19 protein-coding genes and 1 pseudogene are annotated in these 18,199 nt (G+C 41.7%); 18 read left to right on the top strand and 2 right to left on the bottom strand.

Going from position 1 to position 18,199, the window contains the following annotated elements; all coding sequences use genetic code 11:
- Positions 1–20: 20 nt before the first annotated feature.
- From R3D71_10630 to R3D71_10605, 6 genes are all read left to right on the top strand, one after another.
- Positions 21–2,822 (top strand): methyl-accepting chemotaxis protein, encoded by a 2,802-nt coding sequence (locus tag R3D71_10630; GenBank protein MEZ5692099.1) that lies wholly within the window; start codon positions 21–23, stop codon positions 2,820–2,822.
- 11 nt (positions 2,823–2,833) lie between these two features.
- Positions 2,834–3,688: a CheR family methyltransferase gene (locus R3D71_10625; GenBank protein MEZ5692098.1), complete on the top strand. Its 855-nt coding sequence runs from the start codon at positions 2,834–2,836 to the stop codon at positions 3,686–3,688.
- Positions 3,688–4,332 (top strand): hypothetical protein, encoded by a 645-nt coding sequence (locus tag R3D71_10620; protein MEZ5692097.1) that lies wholly within the window; start codon positions 3,688–3,690, stop codon positions 4,330–4,332. The genes R3D71_10625 and R3D71_10620 overlap by 1 nt, the downstream gene beginning before the upstream one ends.
- 22 nt (positions 4,333–4,354) lie before the next feature.
- On the top strand, positions 4,355–5,407 hold the full coding sequence (locus R3D71_10615; GenBank protein MEZ5692096.1) for a chemotaxis response regulator protein-glutamate methylesterase: 1,053 nt from the start codon (positions 4,355–4,357) through the stop codon (positions 5,405–5,407).
- A gap of 100 nt (positions 5,408–5,507) precedes the next feature.
- Positions 5,508–6,398, top strand: a complete 891-nt coding sequence (locus tag R3D71_10610; protein MEZ5692095.1) for a DMT family transporter — start codon at positions 5,508–5,510, stop codon at positions 6,396–6,398.
- Positions 6,399–6,487: 89 nt separating this feature from the next.
- On the top strand, positions 6,488–7,996 hold the full coding sequence (locus R3D71_10605; GenBank protein MEZ5692094.1) for an FMN-binding glutamate synthase family protein: 1,509 nt from the start codon (positions 6,488–6,490) through the stop codon (positions 7,994–7,996).
- Between the two features lie 215 nt (positions 7,997–8,211).
- Here R3D71_10605 and R3D71_10600 read toward each other — a convergent pair.
- Both R3D71_10600 and R3D71_10595 read right to left on the bottom strand, forming a co-directional pair.
- Positions 8,212–9,015 (bottom strand): annotated as a pseudogene (locus R3D71_10600) (division plane positioning ATPase MipZ).
- Positions 9,016–9,134: 119 nt separating this feature from the next.
- A complete protein-coding gene (locus tag R3D71_10595) occupies positions 9,135–9,902 on the bottom strand; it encodes a sulfite exporter TauE/SafE family protein (protein MEZ5692093.1) in 768 nt (255 codons plus the stop codon).
- Between the two features lie 135 nt (positions 9,903–10,037).
- On the opposite strand from R3D71_10595, the gene rpiB reads away from it, so the two are divergent.
- From rpiB to R3D71_10535, 12 genes are all read left to right on the top strand, one after another.
- Positions 10,038–10,487, top strand: a complete 450-nt coding sequence (gene rpiB, locus R3D71_10590) for a ribose 5-phosphate isomerase B (GenBank protein MEZ5692092.1) — start codon at positions 10,038–10,040, stop codon at positions 10,485–10,487.
- 12 nt (positions 10,488–10,499) lie between these two features.
- Positions 10,500–10,844 (top strand): hypothetical protein, encoded by a 345-nt coding sequence (locus R3D71_10585; GenBank protein MEZ5692091.1) that lies wholly within the window; start codon positions 10,500–10,502, stop codon positions 10,842–10,844.
- Positions 10,845–10,866: 22 nt separating this feature from the next.
- On the top strand, positions 10,867–12,180 hold the full coding sequence (glyA, locus tag R3D71_10580; GenBank protein ID MEZ5692090.1) for a serine hydroxymethyltransferase: 1,314 nt from the start codon (positions 10,867–10,869) through the stop codon (positions 12,178–12,180).
- A 102-nt stretch (positions 12,181–12,282) separates the two neighbouring features.
- On the top strand, positions 12,283–12,510 hold the full coding sequence (locus R3D71_10575; protein MEZ5692089.1) for a GIY-YIG nuclease family protein: 228 nt from the start codon (positions 12,283–12,285) through the stop codon (positions 12,508–12,510).
- A 61-nt stretch (positions 12,511–12,571) separates the two neighbouring features.
- Complete coding sequence (gene nrdR, locus R3D71_10570) at positions 12,572–13,027, top strand: transcriptional regulator NrdR (protein MEZ5692088.1); 456 nt, start codon at positions 12,572–12,574, stop codon at positions 13,025–13,027.
- Positions 13,020–13,325: a membrane lipoprotein lipid attachment site-containing protein gene (locus R3D71_10565; GenBank protein ID MEZ5692087.1), complete on the top strand. Its 306-nt coding sequence runs from the start codon at positions 13,020–13,022 to the stop codon at positions 13,323–13,325. The genes nrdR and R3D71_10565 overlap by 8 nt, the downstream gene beginning before the upstream one ends.
- A 9-nt stretch (positions 13,326–13,334) precedes the next feature.
- Positions 13,335–14,339 carry a bifunctional diaminohydroxyphosphoribosylaminopyrimidine deaminase/5-amino-6-(5-phosphoribosylamino)uracil reductase RibD gene (gene ribD / locus R3D71_10560; protein MEZ5692086.1) on the top strand — a complete coding sequence of 335 codons (1,005 nt, stop codon included), beginning with the start codon at positions 13,335–13,337 and terminating at the stop codon, positions 14,337–14,339.
- Positions 14,324–14,908 carry a riboflavin synthase gene (locus tag R3D71_10555; protein MEZ5692085.1) on the top strand — a complete coding sequence of 195 codons (585 nt, stop codon included), beginning with the start codon at positions 14,324–14,326 and terminating at the stop codon, positions 14,906–14,908. Before ribD ends, R3D71_10555 begins: the two co-directional genes overlap by 16 nt.
- A 1-nt stretch (position 14,909) precedes the next feature.
- Complete coding sequence (gene ribB / locus R3D71_10550; protein MEZ5692084.1) at positions 14,910–16,031, top strand: 3,4-dihydroxy-2-butanone-4-phosphate synthase; 1,122 nt, start codon at positions 14,910–14,912, stop codon at positions 16,029–16,031.
- A gap of 165 nt (positions 16,032–16,196) precedes the next feature.
- On the top strand, positions 16,197–16,640 hold the full coding sequence (gene ribH, locus R3D71_10545; GenBank protein MEZ5692083.1) for a 6,7-dimethyl-8-ribityllumazine synthase: 444 nt from the start codon (positions 16,197–16,199) through the stop codon (positions 16,638–16,640).
- On the top strand, positions 16,637–17,131 hold the full coding sequence (locus R3D71_10540; protein ID MEZ5692082.1) for a transcription antitermination factor NusB: 495 nt from the start codon (positions 16,637–16,639) through the stop codon (positions 17,129–17,131). Before ribH ends, R3D71_10540 begins: the two co-directional genes overlap by 4 nt.
- 28 nt (positions 17,132–17,159) lie before the next feature.
- A complete protein-coding gene (locus R3D71_10535) occupies positions 17,160–18,143 on the top strand; it encodes a hypothetical protein (protein ID MEZ5692081.1) in 984 nt (327 codons plus the stop codon).
- The last annotated feature ends 56 nt before the right edge of the window (positions 18,144–18,199 follow it).

The following is an 18,199-nucleotide window of genomic DNA, read 5'->3' as shown; positions in this document are numbered from 1 at the left end:
GTTCCAGAAAGGGTTTTTATATGTTTCGTTTTAATATTCGTACCAAGCTTATAATTCTATTGCTTGTTTTTGGGTTGCTGCCGGTTCTCGCCGTAATGCCCATAATTTTTAATAAGCTCGAGGAAATGAAAGAATTAAGGCTTGGTGAAATGCACACGGTCGCTAATTCGGTTAATAAGCTGATAGATAATAATCTTATGGAACGTTACGGTGACGTGCAAGCATTTGCCGTTAACAACGCGGCTAGAGATGTTTATAACTGGTATAATAAAGAATCGTATCTTGTATCAGCGATGAACTCCTATATAAAAAATTATAGAATTTACAAGATGATGATGCTTGTGGATATGGAAGGAAAGGTCGCTGCGGTTAATACAATTAATAATGGAGGAAAGGAACTTTCTGTATCTACTATCTACGATAGAAATTTTAGCGATGCCGCATGGTTTAAGAAGTCTGTAAACAAGGAATTCAGTAAGGGTAATGGTGCTGATGGTACAGTAGTTGAACAAGCTAATTTTGAGAAATTAGTATCGGATGTCTATGATGGGGAAGATGGTTATGTGATAACTTTTTCTGCGCCAGTATATGATCATAGCGGAAAAATGATCGGTGTATGGGTGAATTTTGTGGATTTTTCTCTGGTAGAAAAAATTGTCGCCGCCACTTATGAAAGTGAGAAGAAAAAAGGTAACGCTGGAACTGAAATACAGATTATAGACAAGGAAGGAAATATAATAGTTGATTATGATCCTGGTAACTTTAAGTCTGATAAATATGTAAGACAGGCTGAAATAATTGGGAAATTTAATCTTGCCACTAGAGGTGTCGAGGCTGCTCAGGAGGCGGTAAAGGGTAATAGCGGAGCGATGCTTTCTGTTAATGTCCGTAAGAAAATAGAGCAGGCAGTTGGTTATTCACATAGTAAAGGTGTAGATGACTATCCTGGTCTTGGCTGGTCAGCGTTAGTGCGTATCCCAAGCTCGGAGGTATTTGCTGATATTAACAGCACCAAAGATATATTATATGTCATAATAGCGGTTACAGCAGCTATAGTTGCCGCTATAGGCCTGTTTATTGGTAATATTGCGAGTAAGCCGCTGCGGAAATCAACTGATGTTACCAAAGCTCTAGCTGATGGCGACTATTCACTTGATATACAAGACTCAGGTAATTCCGATGAGATAGGTCAGCTCACACGGGGGATGATAGAGCTTAGGAAGTCGGTTGAGAAGAGTGTATTGCAACAGTCAATGTTGGATAACCTTTCTACACCGGTTATGCTTTGTGATAAGGAGTATAATATTACCTACGCTAATAAATCTACTCTTGAGTCTCTTAAGAAAGTTGAGAAGTTCCTACCGATCTCTATTAATGAAGTGGTTGGCGCTAATATTGACATTTTCCATAAGAATCCAGCTCATCAGCGTAAGCTGCTAGCTGATAACTCAAAATTGCCACACCGAGCTAAATTTCCGATTGGTGATCAATGGTTGTCACTCAACGCTAACGCTCTTCCAAGCCGAGATGGTTCATTTCAAGGAGCTTTTGTTGATTGGATGGTGATAACTGACGAGGTAAGGAATGAAGAGTCAGTAAAATTAGCTCAGGAAAAAATTAATGAGCTTATCTCTTTCGCGACAAAAGGTGATTTGAGTAAACGGATAAACGCTGAACAGTTTGATGGTTTTTATAAAGAACTCGCGGTCAGTATGAACCAACTTATGGATACTATAGTTGAGCCGATTAATAAGGCGATTATGGTGCTTGGTGAGCTTTCTACCGGTAATCTTACCGTTAAAATGGAAGGTGATTATGAAGGTTCATTTGCCGCTATTCGTGATGCTCTAGATAGCACGATTACTAAACTTTATGATATGGTCAGACAGATCATAGAGTCAGCTCAGTCAGTGAATTCAGCCGCTAGCGAGATAGCTTCGGGTAGTACGGATCTATCACAGCGTACTGAAGAGCAGGCCTCCTCACTTGAGGAAACCGCGGCTTCTATGGAAGAGATAACTGGCACGGTAAAACAGAATTCTAACAACGCTATTGAAGCTAACGGTCTTTCAGAAAAAGCGAATAAAGTAGCTGGAGAAGGTGGAAAAGTAGTGGAAGAAGCCGTCTGCGCTATGTCTAGTATTGAGCAATCGTCACAGAAAATTTCTGATATTATAGGGGTTATTGACGAGATAGCGTTCCAGACAAATCTTTTGGCTCTCAATGCTGCTGTTGAGGCGGCAAGGGCTGGAGACGCTGGTAAAGGATTCGCGGTGGTAGCTTCTGAGGTGCGTTCTTTGGCTGGTCGCTCAGCTTCTGCCTCAAAAGAAATTAAAGCTCTAATTAATGAGAGTGAACAGCAGGTCAAAAATGGTGCTGTACTCGTAAACCAAGCTGGCGATACTCTAAAAGGCATAGTTGAGTCCGTACGTCAGGTAAGCGGGATTGTGTCTGAGATAGCATCCGCTAGTAAGGAACAAGCGACTGGTATTGATGAGATTAATACAGCGATTACTCAGATGGATGAAGTCACTCAGCAGAACGCCGCTTTAGTTGAGGAAAATACGGCAGCCGCTCAATCTATGGTAGATCAAGCGCATCAGCTAGAGAAATTAATGAGTTTCTTTAGGCTTGATGATTCTGTTGGTAATGAGAAAGAAGCAATGGATTTTTCCGACAAAAAACCAAAGTTAGCGGCGGTAAATAATCAGGTGAAGAAAAGGGTCGCTCCGCCTATGGATGATAAAAAGGTTGCTAAAATTTCTTCTAGTAAAGCTGTTGGGGACGATTCTTCGTATGATGCTGATTGGAAAGAGTTTTAGAGGTTATAACTATGACTTTGCAACAGCTAAAGGAAGCGAATGAGGATAGGGAGTTCGCGTTTAGTGACAAGGAATTTTCTTTTCTTGCTGAACTTGCCAATAAAAAGACGGGCATAGTTCTTTCCGCTGGTAAGAAAAATATGGTTTACTCACGACTTACCCGTAGGTTACGCCAGCTTGGTCTTAGTAGTTTCGCTGACTATTGTAAGTTAGTGATGGCCGATAGTGAGGGTGTTGAGATTGGTAACATGGTAAATGCCATAACTACGAATCTTACGAAGTTTTTTCGTGAGAGTCATCATTTTGAGCATCTACATGATAATGTTATATTGCCATTTTCAAAACGCGCCGGTAGGCAGGATAGGCTTAGGATATGGTCGGCAGGTTGTTCGGCGGGGATGGAAGCTTACTCTATAGCCATGACCATAAAATCCGCTATTAATGATATACTCTCTTGGGACGCGCGTATTCTTGCCACTGATATTGATACTAATATGTTAAATACTGGCAGGTCTGGTCGCTATGATATAAGTCAGCTTGCCAATATAGCTGAAAAATATCGTAAGGATGTTGCTGTATCTGATTGTGGTGACGAGATCATGATGTCAGATTATTTAAGGAAGATGATTGCGTTTAAGCAGCTTAATCTGTTGGAAGACTGGCCTATGACCGGTATGTTTGATGCTGTGTTTTGCCGTAATGTAGTTATTTATTTTGATAAGGATACACAAAGGGTTCTATTTAACAGAATAGCCAATTTAATTAAGCATGATGGTTGTTTATATATAGGGCATTCAGAGAATTTACATAATATAACCGACCGTTTTGAGCTAATAGGACGTACAATATATAGGAAGATACGTTAATGGCTGTCGCCGGTATAACTCATAAGATTGAAAACAGAGTAGAACCCCCAATCTCTGATTACTTTCATAGTAGTAGAAGATTTTATGACGCTAAAGAAAAGATAAACGTGATAAAAATTTTTTCTGGTGATTGGTATGTGTCAAAATCAAAAGATGAGATGATTTCTACCATACTAGGCTCGTGTGTGTCCGCTTGTATAAGGGATCCTGAGGTTGGGGTTGGTGGAATGAATCATTTTTTATTACCTGGTGATGGCACTATGGACGCTCTTGGCAATGATTCAACTCGTTATGGAATGTTTGCTATGGAGAGGTTGATAAATGAGATAATAAAGTCGGGCGGTAGGAAAGATAGGCTTGAGGTTAAGGTGTTTGGTGGCGGTAATGTACTCAGTAACTATTCACTTATCGGTACTAAGAACGCTAAATTTATACGTGAATTCCTGCATAAGGAAGGTCTTAAAATAGAGTCTGAGGATTTGGAGGGAAATTATCCACGCAAGGTTAATTATTACCCGTGTAGCGGCAAGGTTATGATGCGTTTTCTCCGTCGTAAGGAGGATATGGTGGTGGTCGCTGAGGAGGCTTTATATGAATATAAGGTGGTTAGTAAACGTATAGATACTGATATAGAATTGTTTTAGACAGGTCAGTAGGTTGGATGATATGAAAGATATTTCAGTTCTTATTATTGATGATTCGGCTTTTATCAGGCAGATGCTTTCTGAGATGTTATCAGAAGACCCAGAGATTAATGTGGTTGGAACGGCTTTTGATCCCTTTGACGGGCGGGAGAAAATAAAGAAATTAAATCCGGACGTAATTACGCTTGACGTGGAAATGCCAAAAATGGATGGGCTTACTTTCTTGGAAAAAATAATGAGTCTCAGACCGATGCCGGTGGTAATGATTTCAACGCTTACCGGCAAGGGTACTGATACGGCGATACGGGCTTTGCAGATTGGAGCGGTTGAGTGTATTGGTAAGCCTGAGCAAAAAACCCCGCAAGCTTTGCAGGAATTCGCGGCTGAATTATGTTTAGCTGTTAAAAAAGCGGCAGGCGCGAAAATGGGGATTAAAAATTATAGTAATAAGGCAATTAAAAGACCGTCTATACCAATAAATCTGAAAAGAGTTGTGTCAGCACATGCTCCTAAGCTTATAGCTATTGGCGCGTCAACTGGTGGAGTTGAGACTCTTAGTGATATACTTCCTCACTTACCGGATAATTTGCCACCGATTGTTATAACTCAGCATATGCCGCCGGTATTTACCGATAGTTTCGCAAGGAGAATTTCCGCTTCCTGCGCTTTTCCGGTTTATGAGGCGGCAGATGGTATGGAGCTTAAAAGAGGTATGGCGTGTATCGCCGCTGGTGGAAAGCAGCTTATGATTATAGAAAAATATGGAAAATTTATCTGTAAAGTCACTGATGATCCGCCGGTCAATAATCATAAACCATCAGTTGATGTAATGTTTGATTCTGTGCGGGAAATACTGGGAGATGCGGTGCTCGCGATTATTCTGACCGGTATGGGAAAAGACGGGGCTGAGGGTCTGTTGCGTCTTAGGCAGGCAGGAGCGTTTACCATAGGGCAGAATGAGGCTAGTTGCGTGGTATACGGTATGCCGCGAGCTGCTTATGAGATAGGGGCGGTAGAAAAAGTAGTATCACTTACCGATATTCCAGACGCTATAATCGGGCGGTGCTTTAGTTAGCTATAATATTGTATTATTAAAAATAATTTCAACACTTGCCACGCGGCGTCATCAAAATATTATATTGTCTAGTTATTATATTTTGTTAGACATATAATCTATGTCTGATTTTGTTAAAAATAATATAGCTATTTTATATATGCTTGCCGCTATGTTTTGTATGTCGGTTACGGTTATATTCATCAAAATACTTGGCAAGGATATTCATTTTACGCAGGCGGTGGCGATAAGGCATATTTGCAGTATTGTAATAGTGTTGATCTGGAGTGCGCTTCTTACGCGTAGAGTTAAGCCGGATTTTCATAGTAACCGAATGTCTGGACATTTTTGGCGAGCGACTTTCGGGATATGCGCTATGGAGTTATGGTTTTATGCTATAAGCATTATGCCGGTTACGCTGGTTACGGCTATTTCATTTATTATTCCTATATTTTCCGCGATACTTGCCATTATTTTTCTTGGAGAGAGGGTTGGTATACATAGATGGGCGGCGATATTTACCGGATTTTTGGGGGTGCTGATAATATTACGTCCTGACACCGGTGGAATTGGTTCTGAGGCATGGGTAGCTCTTGTCTCCGCTCTTCTTATCGCGGGATCCGGTGTTATGATTAAGAGTCTGTCCAGTAGCGAGAAACCAGAGACAATGGTATTTTACATGTCATTTTTCATGCTGATGTGGTCTATTCCCATAGCTATTCCTTTTTGGGGAGATGTAAATGTAGAACAGCTATATATTATATTTATGATCTCCCTTGCCTCTACTTGTGGCCATTTATTAATGGCGCGTGCTTTTGCCCGTTCGGAAATGGTTGTTTTATTGCCATTTGACTTTACTCGGCTAATCTTTGTAGCGATTATGGCTTACAGGTTTTTAGATGAGGTTCTGGATTTTCAGACGATAATAGGTTCGATAGTAATAGCCTTAAGCGCGATATATATAACTTACCGTGAGGCGAAGAAGAAAAAGGAATCCATTAAAAATATTTAGCTATCCAATATTATGTTTTAGGTTCATTTATTGGTAATATTTTATGTATAGAATGAACTTGGTCTATTTTTATAAAATATGGGGATGGCATGGAACGTTTGCCACTATTCGTTGTCGGTATATTAGAGTTTTTAACGTACCTTTTTGTGTTTACGATTGGTTTGGTCGTACTTTGGGTATTTTTCGCTTATCTGATAGACAAAACACAGACTAAAAGCACACTGAGGAGAAATTACCCAGTTCTCGCTAGATTTCGTTATTTATTTGAGCATTTGGGGGAATTTTTCCGTCAGTATTTTTTTGCTCAAGATCGTGAGGAGATGCCATTTAATCGGGCGGAGCGTTCATGGGCTTATCGGGCGGCGAAAAATGTGGATAGTACCATAGCTTTTGGATCTACTCGTGATCTGCGTCCGGCTGGTACTATTTATTTTGTAAATGGTTCTTTTCCAACTCTTGACGAGGATGCTACCGAGCCTACCGCCGTTACCATAGGAGAGTATTGCAGGCAGCCATATGTTACCAGCTCACTGTTTAATATTTCTGGTATGAGTTATGGAGCTATCTCCATTCCAGCGATAAGAGCTTTGTCAAGAGGAGCGAAGATGGCTGGCATATGGCTTAACACTGGTGAGGGTGGTTTGTCACCCTACCACCTTGAAGGAGGAGCTGATATTGTTTTTCAGATTGGTACGGCAAAATTCGGTGTACGTAAGCCCGATGGTGGCTTTGATGAGGAGAAATTAAAAGCGGTAGCCGCGCACGAACAAGTTAAGATGTTTGAGATAAAATTAAGTCAGGGCGCGAAACCTGGTAAGGGTGGTATTCTTCCAGGTATTAAAGTGACTAAGGAGATCGCTGATATACGTGGCATTTCCGTACGTCATGACGCTATAAGTCCAAACCGTCATCCCGATATTAGCAGTGTTGATGATTTATTGGATGTTATTAGTTATATACGCAATATGACTGGAAAACCAGTTGGATTTAAGACAGTTGTAGGAGCTTACAATTTTTTTGATTTATTGTTTTCTGAGGTAAATAGTAGGGGTATAGAAAGCGCGCCAGATTTCATTACGATTGATAGCGCTGATGGTGGAACTGGTGCCGCGCCGATGAGTTTGATTGATAATATGGGAGTGCCGCTTAAAGAGAGTCTGCCGATAGTTGTTGATAAGCTTAAAGAGTATAAGCTTAGGAACCGTATAAAAATATGCGCTAGTGGTAAGCTGATAAACCCATCAGAGGTCGCATGGGCATTTTGTGTGGGAGCTGATTTTGTGGTGTCGGCTCGAGGATTCATGTTCGCTCTTGGCTGTATTCAGGCTTTACAATGTAATAAAAATACCTGCCCAACTGGGATTACGACTCATAATAAAAAGTTACAATATGGGCTTAATTTGGAGGATAAGTCAGTGCGGGTAATGAATTACGCGAATAATATGCATAAGGAAGTGTGTATGCTCGCTCATTCTTGTGGAGTTCCTGAGCCGCGTATGTTACAGCGTAAACATGTACGGGTGGTGCTATCAAATGGTACATCAGTAAGCATGGCAGAGCTCTACCCAGAACCGGCAAGTTACGGTGGATGGAGTTGATAGTTAAGGCGCTGTATGGAAAGAGTCTAGCGTATCATATGACTTTGTTAAGATGCCATCGCCTCTAACTCTTTTTCTTGCTCTTTATCTTCCGATTCTTCTACGACTTCGCCGCTGATAGATTCTTTGCTTTGCGTTTCGTTTGGTGTGTCTGCGTCGTTTTTATCTTCTTCCTCATCGGTTTGAGGCTTATTTATTTTTTCATCAAGTAGAGGAATACGCAGAGTTTTAAGCAGGTCACGCACTTCTTGGCGGGCTGCGATATGTGACATAGAAAGACCTTTGCCATTATTCATCTCGGTTATGTCAGACACGGTAAGACCTTGCAGGAACATCTCACGGAAAATAACCCGCTCTGAAAATCCCGGTGCCACTCTAAAACCGATACGCCTTGCGAGTTCACTGGTCGCTTGCGTCATAAAGCGTTTGTTTTTAGCGTCAATGTTGCTCAAACGGTTACGCATCACTATCCACTCAATAGAGCCACCATCACGTTTAGCACGCATTAATTTTTGTTCCCAGACCATTTCGCTGTAAATACTTGGTTTAATTATTTTCATGCTGTGACCATCAACGTTGGCGAGGACGTCAAGATCCACAAAGCTATCATTGATTGGGGTAATAACCGTATCAGCGTGAGCATGGGCAAGGCGGGAGAGGAAAGTATCATTTCCTGGACTATCAACAATAACAAAATCATTGTTGTCAATTAGGCGTTTTATGCCTTTATTAAAGCGTTCTCTTTCATCACGCTCCGCGTCTCTTATAATATTTAATGTGCTGCGATGAACCACTATATGTTGAGGTTGTGGCAGAGATACATTTTCTTTTAGCGTGGTTTGCCTGCGGTTTTCCAAATAGCGAGAAAGTGAGCGCTGACGTGAGTCAATATCAATAGTGCCCACCGAAAAGCCAAGACGTAGAAGAGCGACAATAAGATGCATGCAGGTTGTGGTTTTTCCAGAACCGCCTTTTTCATTTCCAAGCACTATTACGTGAGCTTTTTTAGCTGCTGGCATTGCCGACATTGATGCTACAAACGCTGACTGAATCATAACAATATACCTTTTCTTTTTGATTACTCGTAGTGATTATATGTAAGCGCTCCTAGTTACTCAAGCAATAAATATAAAATTAATTAGCTACGCGTAAAAAAATACAAGCTCATGGAAAAACCAATTACGCTGACAAAAATCCTGACATAGTTTGGTGGTATTTTTAGAGCGATTCTCGCGCCGACATATCCGCCAAGCATTCCACCAGCTATCATCACCGCCGCTAAGTTCCAAACGACAACGCCGCTTATAATAAAAATTATTACGGTTACGAAATTAATTGCGCAGACCAGTATAGTCTTAATGGCGTTCATTTCATGTATGTTGGAAAAGCCAATAAGTTGGAGCATAGCTAGGGTTAATATTCCGATGCCAGCACCAAAATAGCCTCCGTAAAAAGCTATAACAAGCTGAAATATATTGCCCAAAATATTATATTGATTTTTGTCAGAGGGTTTGTTTGGGAGTTTTTTATGCAGAAGAGCGATAAAATTTCTGCCAAAGGTAAAGATGATGGTCGCTGATAATAGTAAATATGGGACTAGCTGTTTGAAAAATATATCAGATGTTTTAAGGAAAGTAATAGAACCGGCGGCTCCACCTATTAGCCCAATGATAAGTAGTGGCGTGAAGCGTTTTCTATCAATATTAAGTATGTTTTTATAGCCATAGGCGCTGGTTATCGTGCCCGGCCATAATGCTATGGTACTCATTATGTTGGCCTGATAAGCGGTAAGCCCATTCATTATAAATACCGGAAATGTAAGGAAAGTGCCGCCTCCAGCGACTGAATTTATCGCTCCGGCAAGGGCTGTAACCGCAAAAAATAGTGATAATTCAAATAATCCCATTTTTTAACTCTTTTGGAATTTTAATAATTTTGTTTAATAAAGTTGCGCTTTTGGGTAAAAGGTGTAATTATGTTGCGCCCACATATAGTGTAGTATTGGTTATTTTGATATAAAAATAAATAGATATAGAATAAAATGGCAAAAGATATAGTAGCTATAGCAAGTGATCATGGTGGATTTGAGCTAAAGAGTATTCTCTCTAACTATTTGCGAGAAACTGGTGTTGAGGTGGAGGATCTGGGCTGTGATAGCACGCAGTCAGTTGATTATCCTGATTACGCGGTGAAGATGAACGGTTGGATAAAGAAAAATCCGAAATCACAGGGAATATTGGTTTGTGGCTCCGGTATTGGTATGAGTATCGCCGCTAATCGTGAGCCGATGGTGCGGGCAGCTCTTTGTCATGATGGTCTTTCAGCAAGCCTCGCACGCAGGCATAATAATGCCAATGTGTTGTGCCTTGGTGGTCGGCTTATTGGTGACGAAACCGCGAAAGACTGCGTACGACAATTCTTGAATAGTGAGTTTGAAGGCGGCAGACATGAAAGGCGAGTGGATAAATTATCAAATATAAAAAACAAATAAAGGAGAAAAATAATGCCAAGTAATAGCACTAAAAAAGTGGCCACTGAAATAGCTACTCAGCTGGAAAGAGCGGTAGACAATGCGATTTCAACTAACGAAAATAGTGTTAATAAGCCGGAAATTAAAGATGGTACATTTATGATGATTTCAGCGATGCATTCTATAGCTGATGGACAGCAAAAAACAATTGATAGAAAAGTACTAAAAGCTTTTAGGGACGATGGTACCATAAACGCAGAAGAAGTTAAAAGGATCAAGCTAAATCTTGCCAAAAACGCTATGATAGATACCGCGCCAGCAAATGAAAAACAGCAACAACAGCAGACACACGCGGAAAGAGTAAGTAAAGGTAAATAAACAATCTAAAGAAGGACAATAAATGAGTAATCTGGCGGAGAAAATGGAAGAGACAATGAATAATTTTTTTGAAACAGATCTATCTTCCGCTGATGCGGAAGTTTTCGCGGCGGTAAATGAGGAACTTAACCGTCAGCAAACCCAGATTGAGCTTATCGCTTCTGAGAATATCGTGAGCAAAGCGGTGCTTAGGGCGCAGGGTTCGGTGCTGACCAATAAATACGCTGAAGGTTATCCTAATAAGCGTTACTATGGTGGTTGTGAGTTTGTTGATAAGGTGGAGCAGCTAGCTATTGATCGTATATGTAAGTTGTTTAATTGCGGGTACGCAAACGTGCAGCCAAATTCTGGCTCGCAGGCGAATCAGGGAGTGTTTCTCGCTCTGCTTCAACCAAACGACACCTTTCTTGGCATGTCGCTGGCAGCAGGTGGACATTTGACGCATGGCGCGAAGCCTAATATGTCCGGCAAATGGTTTAACGCGGTGCAGTATGGTGTGCGCAAAGAGGATTCGCTTATTGATTATGATGAGGTGGAGCGTCTGGCGAAGGAACATAAACCAAAGCTTATTGTCGCTGGTGGTTCAGCTTATAGTCGGGTGATTGATTTCGCTCGTTTCCGCAGTATTGCCGATTCAGTTGGCGCTTATTTGATGGTGGACATGGCGCATTATGCCGGTCTTATTGCTGCTGGTGTATATCCATCACCGTTTCCACACGCGCATGTGGCGACTAGCACGACACATAAGACACTGCGTGGACCACGTGGAGGGATAATCCTAACCAACGATGAGGAACTCGCGAAAAAATTTAATTCAGCGATTTTCCCTGGCGCGCAAGGAGGACCACTCATGCATGTTATCGCAGCTAAAGCGGTGGCGTTTGGTGAGGCGTTAAAGCCTGAGTTCAAAGAATATGGTAAAAAAGTTTTGGATAATGCGCGAGTTCTCGCCGGTACGCTGGTAAAACGTGGTGTGGATATTGTGACCGGTGGAACTGACAGCCATATAGTGTTGGTTGATCTGCGTCCTAAGAAACTTACTGGAAAAGCAGCGGAGGAAAGTTTGGAGCGGGCTGGGCTTACCTGCAATAAGAACGCAATTCCCTTTGATCCAGAAAAACCATTTGTTACCTCAGGCATTCGTCTGGGAACACCAGCGGGAACGACACGTGGTTTTGGTGAGGCTGAGTTTAGACAGATTGGTGAGCTTATTGGTGATGTTCTTGATGGTCTTACGCAAGGCGGTGATAATTCAGCGGTTGAGAGCGAAGTAAAAGCTAAAGTAGCCGATTTGTGCGAGAAATTCCCAATTTATGAGGGGCTTGAGCAGGGGTAAAACACGTCATTCCGCCGCAGGGCGGAATCTATGTTAGAGAGGTTATGAAGAAAAGATATGTGTATATAAACCAACAAACCTTTTGGGACTTTGTACATAGGAGTGACGAGTGATTTAGCTAAACGCATTTGGCAACATAAAGAAAAACAGGTCGATGGGTTTAGTAAAAAATATGATCTTGCGAGTTTGGTGTATTACGAAATCCATGAAGGAATTGAGAATGCAATAAGGTGGGAAAAACAAGTGAAAAACTGGAAAAGAAATTGGAAGCTAGGACAGATAATGGACATGAATTCTAAGTGTAAGGATCTTTATAATGAGATTACTTAAATATTGTAGAGACATGTATACCGCCCTGCGGCGGTATGGCAGGTAAGAGGAAGATTGAAATATGAAATGCCCGTTTTGTGGTCATATGGATACGCAGGTGAAGGATTCTCGTCCGAGTGAGGATGGTCTTACCATTCGCCGCCGTCGTTTTTGTCCTGAATGTAACTCTCGTTTTACTACTTTTGAGCGAGTACAGCTTCGTGAGCTTACCGTGCTGAAGAAGAATGGTGAGCGGCGGATGTTTGACCGTGAGAAACTCGCTCGTTCTATTGGAATAGCGCTTAGGAAACGTCCGGTTTCACCAGAGCAGACCGAGCAGCTCATTACTCGTATCGCTCAGAAATTGGAAAGTCTAGGCGAAAGTGAGATACCAACCTCACTTATTGGCACGACTGTCATGGATGAGCTTAAAAAGATTGATAGTGTCGCTTATATACGCTTTGCCTCAGTTTATCGTGACTTCCGTGAGGCGAAGGATTTTGGTGATATAGCGCAGGAGCTGGGTAACAATGAGTAAAAAAATATTTTGTTTTATTTGTTTAGTTCTGACTGTAAGCGGCTGCAGCCGGATATATGACTGGGCGGATGGTGTTGGAAAACATATGCCAACGATTGGTGAGCCGTGCCGTCACTGGCAGTGTATAACCACTTATGGTAAACAGCGTAGCGAGCAAGAAAAATGGGCGGAAAGTGTGGTAGATGAAAATAATAAGGATGACAAAGAGGTTATTCAGGAAGATAGTTCTGATTCAGAGACGGTAACTACCACTACGACAACAACTACTATTACCGAAGAAACCAAGCAGGCGGAATAGGTGTTATCTTTGCATAGTGATACGAAATCTTATCATGAAAGATATATGCGAGTCGCTTTGCGTTTGGCGCGCGGGCAGGCGGGACGTACTTATCCTAACCCTAATGTTGGCGCGGTTATCGTAAAGAATAATCAGATAATAGCACATGGTGTTACTGCTGATGGTGGTAGACCGCACGCTGAGACCATAGCGATAAAAGAAGCGGGGAAAGAAGTTATAGGAGCGAGCTTATACGTCACTTTGGAGCCATGTTCGCATCACGGCAAAACTCCGCCATGCGCGGAGGCGATCATAAAGGCGGGGATTAAAGAGGTGGTAATTTCCTGTCGTGATAAAAATCCGCAGGTGAGCGGTGGTGGCGTTAAAATGCTTAAAGACGTTGGCATTGAGGTTGTAGAAGGAATATGTGAGGCGGAGGGGCAGGAAATTGTTCGTGGTTTTTTCTCAGTGATAGAGAAGAAAAGACCATTCATAGCGCTTAAGATCGCTACGTCGCTGGATGGAAAAATAACCCATCCGGCAGGGCGTTGGATAACCGGCAAGGCGGCGCGTGACTATGGGCATTTACTGCGCGCGCGATATGACGCTATTTTAACTGGAAGTGGAACGGTAATCGTTGATGATCCGTTACTTACTTGTCGCCTCGCAGGGCTTGAGCATCATTCGCCGCTTAGGGTAATATTAGATAGAGGTAAGCGTGTTCCTAAGAGTGCTAAATTATTAAATGATGGCAAAGAATCATGGGTAATTAGCCGTGAATTGCCGGAAGCTATAGCGGAGATTACCGAGCGTGGCATTACCAGTATATTGGTAGAGGCGGGAGCGAAACTCAGCACAGCTTTTCTCGCAAGCGGTATGGTTGATGTGGTATATTGGTTTCGCGCGCCGATAATTATTGGTGATGGTGGGCTTTCAGCAATGGAGCCTTTAAGCGCGCTTGTAAAGTTTAAGGAAATAGAGCATATTAAGCTTGGAAGTGACAGTTTGGATATTTTGGAATGTTTACCGGAATAATAAGTGACGTTGGAAATATAGTAAAAGCTGAGCAAAATGGTGATTTGCGGCTGGAGATTGCCTGTGGTTTTCTTGTTGAGAGCATTAAACTAGGGGATTCCATAGCCTGCAATGGAGCGTGCCTTACGGTTGTGGAGGTGCTTACTGGTGGTTTTGCTGTTGAGCTTTCAGCCGAGACAGTGGAACGAACAGCGTGTGGTCAGTGGCAGGCGGGAAAACAGGTGAATCTGGAGCGTTCGCTTAGAGTTGGTGATAGTCTGGACGGTCATATCGTCAGTGGCCATGTGGATGGTGTGGCGGTAATTGAGGAAATAGAGAAATTCGGTGACTCACATATTGTCACTATCTCAGCTCCTCATGATTTGATGCGGTTCATAGCGGAAAAAGGCTCGGTCACGCTGGACGGTATCTCGCTTACCGTGAATTATGTGGATGGTAATATGTTTAAGGTAAATATAATCCCTCATACTTGGCAAAACACCACTCTGTGCTACAAGGAAGAGGGTGGTGAACTTAATATGGAAATAGATATGCTCGCTCGCTATGTGGCGAGGTTATTGGAGAAATAATATGCCACAATCAAAATATTTATCACCGATTGAAGACATAATAGCCGACGCTCGTGACGGCAAAATGTTTATTCTGGTTGATGATGAGGATAGAGAGAATGAAGGGGATCTGGTAATACCGGCGCAATTCGCCACGCAGTCTGTTATTAATTTTATGGCGAAATTCGGGCGAGGGCTTATTTGTTTAGCGCTTAATAGTGAAAGAGTAAAAAAATTAGGTCTTAACTTGATGGCGCAGAATAACGGTTCGCGTCACCAGACAGCGTTTACGGTTTCCATTGAGGCGAGGGAGGGCGTTACCACCGGAATATCAGCCGCCGATCGGGCGCATACCATTCAGGTAGCGATAGATCCTTCAAAAAACGCTGCTGATATAGCCTCTCCTGGACATGTCTTTCCATTGGTTGCCCGTGATGGTGGGGTGTTGGTGCGGGCAGGGCATACAGAAGCGGCGGTTGATATAGCGCAGCTTGCTGGTCTTAATTCATCGGGGGTTATTTGCGAGATAATGAATGATGATGGGACAATGGCGAGAATGCCGGATTTAATAGAGTTCGCTCGCCACCACGATCTTAAAATAGCGACCATCGCTGACCTTATCTCATATCGTAGACGTTCGGAAAAATTGGTGCAAAGAGTCATAGAAAGTGATTTTCACAGTGATTTTGGCGGGGAAAATGGAAGTGATTGGCGAATGGTCATATATACTAGTAGTACCGAGTATTCTGAGCATATAGCACTGGTGAAGGGGAATGTATCCGCTGGAAAACCAACTATTGTACGGATGCATTCACTTAATTTGTTGCAGGATATGCTTGGTGATAGTCACAGTGGTGCTTCTGGTAGCTTGCGGAAATCTATGGAGTATATAAGCTTGCGGGAGAATGGTGGGGTGGTGGTGCTTATTCGTGAGCCAATACGTACGGCGGTTTCCGATAAAATAAGAGCAAGGCTTGGGGAAGAGCCACATTGTCCGGTGGAACTCAGGGATTATGGGATAGGAGCGCAGATCTTGCTGGATTTAGGGGTGCGTGATATGATATTGCTCTCTAACTCTAAACGTTCTATTATTGGTCTAGATGGTTACGGACTCACTATTAAGGGCTATCAAGACTTTAATTAGCTGATAAAGTATAGTAGTTTAACTTTATTTTTCCTCATAAAAATAAAGTTGTCTCGCTCGCTACGCGGCGTAAAATCAATGCTCTTACGCATTGATTTTGATAGTCATTTGCGGTAAAGATTACCTTAAATGACCATAGCTAAAAAATAATCAAGAGGAAGTTATATGTTTCATCTATCGCCGCATATATTGGTTGTATCGGCCAATTTTTACCCTGAAATTTCTAACGAGCTGTTGTCGGGAGCGAGGCGGACTCTAGAGCATATGAACGCCAATTTTGAGGAGATTGAAGTACCCGGTGCTTTTGAGATACCTCCGGCTATCAATATGGCGGTAGCTAGTGGCAAATATGACGGGTATGTAGCGCTTGGTTGTGTGATTCGTGGAGAGACTTCGCACTATGATTATGTTTGTGGTGAAAGCGCGCGTGGTATTATGAATCTATCTCTTAGATATAATATTCCGATTGGCTATGGGATACTCACCGTAGAGGATTATGAGCAGGCTTTTAAGCGGGCGAGCGTTGGTGAAGGCAATAAAGGAAAGGCGGCGGTGGAGGCTTGCCTTAAGCTTATCACTATAAAAAATAAGGTTATGTCTGAGCAATGAGTGAAGTGAGAAAATCTGGACATAATCAGTCACTACAGAAAAAAAGAGCCGCTAGGATGGCGGCTGTTCAGTGTATTTATGAGAAGCTAGCGGTAAGTAGCGATATATCGCCGGAGGTGCAGATAGCCGAGCTTAAAAAACATGTGGCTAATAATAAGGATGAGCAAAAATTACGGTTTGGAGTGAAGCTGGAACCTAATTATTCTCTGCTTAAGGATATTTTGGAAGGTGTCGTTAAGTGGAGTGGTGATATAGAAAAACGTATAGGGATGGTGATAAGCGAAAAGTGGGGGGCGGAGCGAACTAGTCCGATACTTGTCTCTATCTTGCGCTGTGCAATATTTGAGATGTTTTTTTATAAAGATACCGCTCGTAAGATAATAATTGATGAGTACAGCGGAATTACCGGCCATTTTTTCGCAAGGTCTGAGGTAAACTTCATAAATGGCGCTCTTAAGGAGTTGGATAAGAATTTTAGCGCAATAGTTTAGTAAATTATGAAACAATGTATGGTTTGTTATGGGCTGGAAAGGGATGTTAAGATCTATTGAGGCTGATATGAGACGGTCAGCGCGGGAAGCTGAGCGTAGACAAAAGCGGCAAGCCAAACTTCAGGCTCTTGAAGATGCTGAGAATACGGTAAATGCTTTTGAAGAGTATATAAAGCAAATTACTTCTATCCATACTGATTGTAATAGTAAAAAAAATAATTGGAACGCAAAAGCGAAGAAAAAACCACCATCTGAGCCTAAACGTACTGGCTATAATGAAGCTAACGCGCAGAGTAAATATGAGAATTTTAAACCCAATATTTTGAACAAAATATTTCGTAATGTGCATAAAAAGAAGACTTCTTTGAAGCATGCCATAACAAAAGCGATAGGTGAGGACGAGAGTCAATATCAAAGTGATTTATCAGATTTTATTAAAAAATACGCGCTTTGGGAAAAAGAGAGAGATATTGCTGAAAAGTTATTGAATAAAGACCCTAAATCTTACTTAGATGCGGTTCTAGAATTTAATCCGTTCTTAGGGATTGAAGAACTTGGTTCTAGTCTGAGATTTAATATAGATGAAACTGGAAATATGACGGTCAATCTTAATGTACATAGTGAAGAAGTAGTTCCACAAGAAAAATATAGTTTACGACAGAGTGGTACATTATCAACCAAGAAAATGCCTAAAGGTGAGTTTAATGAACTTTATCAAGATTATGTATGTAGCTGTGTTTTACGTGTAGCGCGTGAACTTTATGAATTGTTACCTATAGATAAGGTGTTAGTTAATGCAAATGACGATATACTAAACCCTAAAACTGGACATGTTGAAGAACAAACTATTTTGTCTGTGATCTTTGTCAGGGATAATTTTGAAAGACTTAACTTGTATGGAATTGATCCATCGGATTCAATGAAGAATTTTCTCCATAATATGAAATTCAAAAAGACAACATGGTTTGGGGTTGTTGAATCTTTAAGTGAAAAGATAATAGAGCTTACCTAGTGTGTAAGAATCTTTGGCTCTTTTAATCTGAAGGGCAGTTTTATCAATTGCAATAC

The organism is Rickettsiales bacterium, from assembly GCA_041396965.1.
In the GTDB taxonomy this organism is placed as follows: domain Bacteria; phylum Pseudomonadota; class Alphaproteobacteria; order Rickettsiales; family SXRF01; genus SXRF01.
The sequence above is the reverse complement of the archived record's forward strand: the minus strand, read 5'-3'. Positions and strand labels throughout refer to the sequence as shown.

Bases quoted from the DNA above. Each gene is read 5' to 3' on its own strand.
- R3D71_10630 (MEZ5692099.1), top strand. From the start codon at position 21: ATGTTTCGTTTTAATATTCGTACCAAGCTTATAATTCTATTGCTTGTT.
- R3D71_10625 (MEZ5692098.1), top strand. From the start codon at position 2,834: ATGACTTTGCAACAGCTAAAGGAAGCGAATGAGGATAGGGAGTTCGCG.
- R3D71_10620 (MEZ5692097.1), top strand. From the start codon at position 3,688: ATGGCTGTCGCCGGTATAACTCATAAGATTGAAAACAGAGTAGAACCC.
- R3D71_10615 (MEZ5692096.1), top strand. From the start codon at position 4,355: ATGAAAGATATTTCAGTTCTTATTATTGATGATTCGGCTTTTATCAGG.
- R3D71_10610 (MEZ5692095.1), top strand. From the start codon at position 5,508: ATGTCTGATTTTGTTAAAAATAATATAGCTATTTTATATATGCTTGCC.
- R3D71_10605 (MEZ5692094.1), top strand. From the start codon at position 6,488: ATGGAACGTTTGCCACTATTCGTTGTCGGTATATTAGAGTTTTTAACG.
- R3D71_10595 (MEZ5692093.1), bottom strand. From the start codon at position 9,902: ATGGGATTATTTGAATTATCACTATTTTTTGCGGTTACAGCCCTTGCC.
- rpiB (MEZ5692092.1), top strand. From the start codon at position 10,038: ATGGCAAAAGATATAGTAGCTATAGCAAGTGATCATGGTGGATTTGAG.
- R3D71_10585 (MEZ5692091.1), top strand. From the start codon at position 10,500: ATGCCAAGTAATAGCACTAAAAAAGTGGCCACTGAAATAGCTACTCAG.
- glyA (MEZ5692090.1), top strand. From the start codon at position 10,867: ATGAGTAATCTGGCGGAGAAAATGGAAGAGACAATGAATAATTTTTTT.
- nrdR (MEZ5692088.1), top strand. From the start codon at position 12,572: ATGAAATGCCCGTTTTGTGGTCATATGGATACGCAGGTGAAGGATTCT.
- R3D71_10565 (MEZ5692087.1), top strand. From the start codon at position 13,020: ATGAGTAAAAAAATATTTTGTTTTATTTGTTTAGTTCTGACTGTAAGC.
- R3D71_10555 (MEZ5692085.1), top strand. From the start codon at position 14,324: ATGTTTACCGGAATAATAAGTGACGTTGGAAATATAGTAAAAGCTGAG.
- ribB (MEZ5692084.1), top strand. From the start codon at position 14,910: ATGCCACAATCAAAATATTTATCACCGATTGAAGACATAATAGCCGAC.
- ribH (MEZ5692083.1), top strand. From the start codon at position 16,197: ATGTTTCATCTATCGCCGCATATATTGGTTGTATCGGCCAATTTTTAC.
- R3D71_10540 (MEZ5692082.1), top strand. From the start codon at position 16,637: ATGAGTGAAGTGAGAAAATCTGGACATAATCAGTCACTACAGAAAAAA.
- R3D71_10535 (MEZ5692081.1), top strand. From the start codon at position 17,160: ATGGGCTGGAAAGGGATGTTAAGATCTATTGAGGCTGATATGAGACGG.